The following is a 2,442-nucleotide window of genomic DNA, read 5'->3' as shown; positions in this document are numbered from 1 at the left end:
CGCCCATCCAGGTCGCCCCGGCGGCGAGCGCGGTGTGGGCGGGCACCAGGCCGGTGTCGGCCAGGTACACCGTCACGGGATGCGGGCCGCTGGGCTCCATGGGCGCGGGGTAGGGGAGGGCCTGCCGTACCGGGACCGGCTCGTTCTCCGGGAGCAGGCAGGTCCCCGCGATGGTGAGGACGTGGTTCGGGGTCACCACCGGGATCTCGCGGTTGCCCGGGATGCGGACGTCCACCTCGGCCATGACCTCGGGCACGGAGATCCCCGACGAGGACTCGACGCGGTAGCGGCCCACCGGGTCGCGGCCCGGGCCTCTCCCCGCGGGCACGAGCGCGTCCACGCCCGGGATGCTGGCCACGGCGGCCCTCAGCAGCGCCCGGCGCTCACCGTCCCGCCCGGCGATCAGCAGGTGGCCCGCCTCGTAGAGGTAGAAGGGCGCCCGGTGGTCGGGCGAGTCCAGCCCGATCGCCAGATCCGATCCCGGCTGCCGCTCCCTGACGTGCGCGAACCGTGTCAGGGACCGTGCGGGCTGGTACGCCTGCTCGGACATGGCACCGCCTTGGCGTGGACGTCGCTGCGGCATCAGGGTCGATCCGGCGAAGGTCGCCGCGCATGAGTACGGCTCTACTCATTTGCCCCGTCACCGGCCGAGCGCGGCGAGCACCTTCCCCAGCGCGCCGAGCACGTCGCCCTCACCGCTCATGGTCAGCTCCGACACCTGCCCGCCGACGCGCATCATCGCCACGACCTCCGGCCCGCGGCAGCGCACCCACAGCTCCCACGACGGCGGCGGGCCCTGCGGCACGGCCGGTTCGGACGCGGTCGTCCCCGCCGTCGTCTCCATCGCCATCCGCCTCTCTTTCCGCCGGCCCCTTCGCCCAGACCTGAGCCGCCCGCGCGGGTCCTGATACATGCCCGTCGCGTATGAGCGGGGAACGCGCCGGTCAGGACCGCAGCCGGGCCCACTGGAGGTCGTCCAGGCGGGTGCCGCCGGGTCCGGGCATCAGCCCGCGGATCAGGGCCTCGGAGGTGAAGCCCGCCCGTCGCAGCACGGCCTGCGAGGCGTGGTTGCCCGGCGCGGTACCGGCCACGATCCGGCTCAGCGCGGTGTGCTCGAAGGCCCAGGAGACCAGCAGGCCGACCGCTCGGGTGACGAACCCCCTCCCCCGGTGAGCGGGCAGCAGCGCGTAGCCGAGCATCGCCTGGCCGAGCAGCGGGGTGACGTTCATGAGCTGGATGTGCCCGGCGAACTCGCCGGTCGCCGCGTCGCGGATCGCGAGTTCGGCCCGCTCCCCGGCGAGCCACCAGGTGCCCGTCATACGGCACCTGGCCGTGATCTCCGCGAGCGGCGGGGGCTGCGGCGCCACGTGGTACTTGAGCACCTGGGGGTCGTTCATCATCGCGTAGAAGTCGGGTGCGTCCTGCGCGGTGATGGGGACCAGCCGCACGACGCCGTCGGTCAGCTCCCCGCCGGGCGGGAACGGCAGGTACGGCCGGACCGGCTCGCCCGGGTCGCCGGCCAGCCTGGCGAAGGCCACCATGTCGTGGTAGTCGCCGTCGCGGCGGTGCTCCAGCCCGCGCCGGATCCCCTCCCGCAGGAAGCCCGCCGCGCCCGCCACCCGCTGGCTGGCGATGTTCTCGACGTCGGCGAGCAGTTCGATCCGCTGCGCGCCGTTCCGGAAGGCCCATTCGGCGACCCCGCGGGCCGCCGCGGAGGCCAGGCCACGGCCGCGCGCCCACGGGGCGAGCAGGTAGCCGATCGAGTGGCATCCGCGCGTGTCGGGCGGCTTGAGGCCGATCGTGCCCTGCCACTCGCCGCTCGCCGGGTCGGCCACGGCGAACGTCGCCCCGCCGCGGCGCCACTGGTCGGCGGCGGACTTGATGAAGGCCGCCACGTCCTCATGGGTGTAGGGCACCGGCACCGACGGGATGAAGCGGGTGATGAGCGGGTCGGCGCAGGCCCGGACGATCGCATCGGCGTCACCGTCGGCGAGCGGGCGCAGCAGGACGGGGCCGGCCGGAATCACTTCGGGGGTGAACACCCCCCTTTGCTACCAGGCCCGGGCGCGGCTCGGCGAATCATTTGCGCCGATCGCGGCGATAACCTTGCGCACATGGGTTTTCGCAGGCACGGGCCGTTCCGGCCCGGTGATCAGGTTCAGCTCACCGACCCGAAGGACAAGCGGCACACGGTGACGCTGCGCGAGGGCGGCGCTTTCCACACGCACAAGGGGTCGATTCCGCACGACGAGCTGATCGGGATGCCGGAGGGGTCGGTGGTGCGCTCGTCGGGCGGCACGCCGTACCTGGCCTTCCGTCACCTGCTGCACGACTACGCCGTCTCGATGCCGCGCGGCGCGGCGGTGATCTACCCGAAGGACGCCGCGATGATCGTCGGGATGGCCGACGTCTTCCCGGGGGCCCGGGTGGTCGAGGCCGGGG

3 protein-coding genes and 1 pseudogene are annotated in these 2,442 nt (G+C 73.7%); 1 reads left to right on the top strand and 3 read right to left on the bottom strand.

Annotation, left to right across the window (positions count from 1 at the left end):
• The 3 genes from C1I98_RS37910 to C1I98_RS37900 form a co-directional block, all read right to left on the bottom strand.
• On the bottom strand, positions 1–550 hold a 550-nt coding region (locus tag C1I98_RS37910), incomplete at its 3' end, for a hypothetical protein (protein WP_146607894.1).
• Positions 551–640: 90 nt separating this feature from the next.
• Positions 641–850, bottom strand: a complete 210-nt coding sequence (locus C1I98_RS37905) for a hypothetical protein (protein WP_111172058.1) — start codon at positions 848–850, stop codon at positions 641–643.
• A 94-nt stretch (positions 851–944) separates the two neighbouring features.
• Complete coding sequence (locus tag C1I98_RS37900; RefSeq protein ID WP_111172057.1) at positions 945–2,042, bottom strand: GNAT family N-acetyltransferase; 1,098 nt, start codon at positions 2,040–2,042, stop codon at positions 945–947.
• 72 nt (positions 2,043–2,114) lie between these two features.
• Between C1I98_RS37900 and C1I98_RS37895 the strand changes: the two are divergent.
• A pseudogene (locus tag C1I98_RS37895) lies at positions 2,115–2,442 on the top strand (tRNA (adenine-N1)-methyltransferase); the annotation flags it as partial.

This window comes from Spongiactinospora gelatinilytica, assembly GCF_003236385.1.
GTDB classification, from domain to species: domain Bacteria; phylum Actinomycetota; class Actinomycetes; order Streptosporangiales; family Streptosporangiaceae; genus Spongiactinospora; species Spongiactinospora gelatinilytica.
The sequence above is the reverse complement of the archived record's forward strand: the minus strand, read 5'-3'. Positions and strand labels throughout refer to the sequence as shown.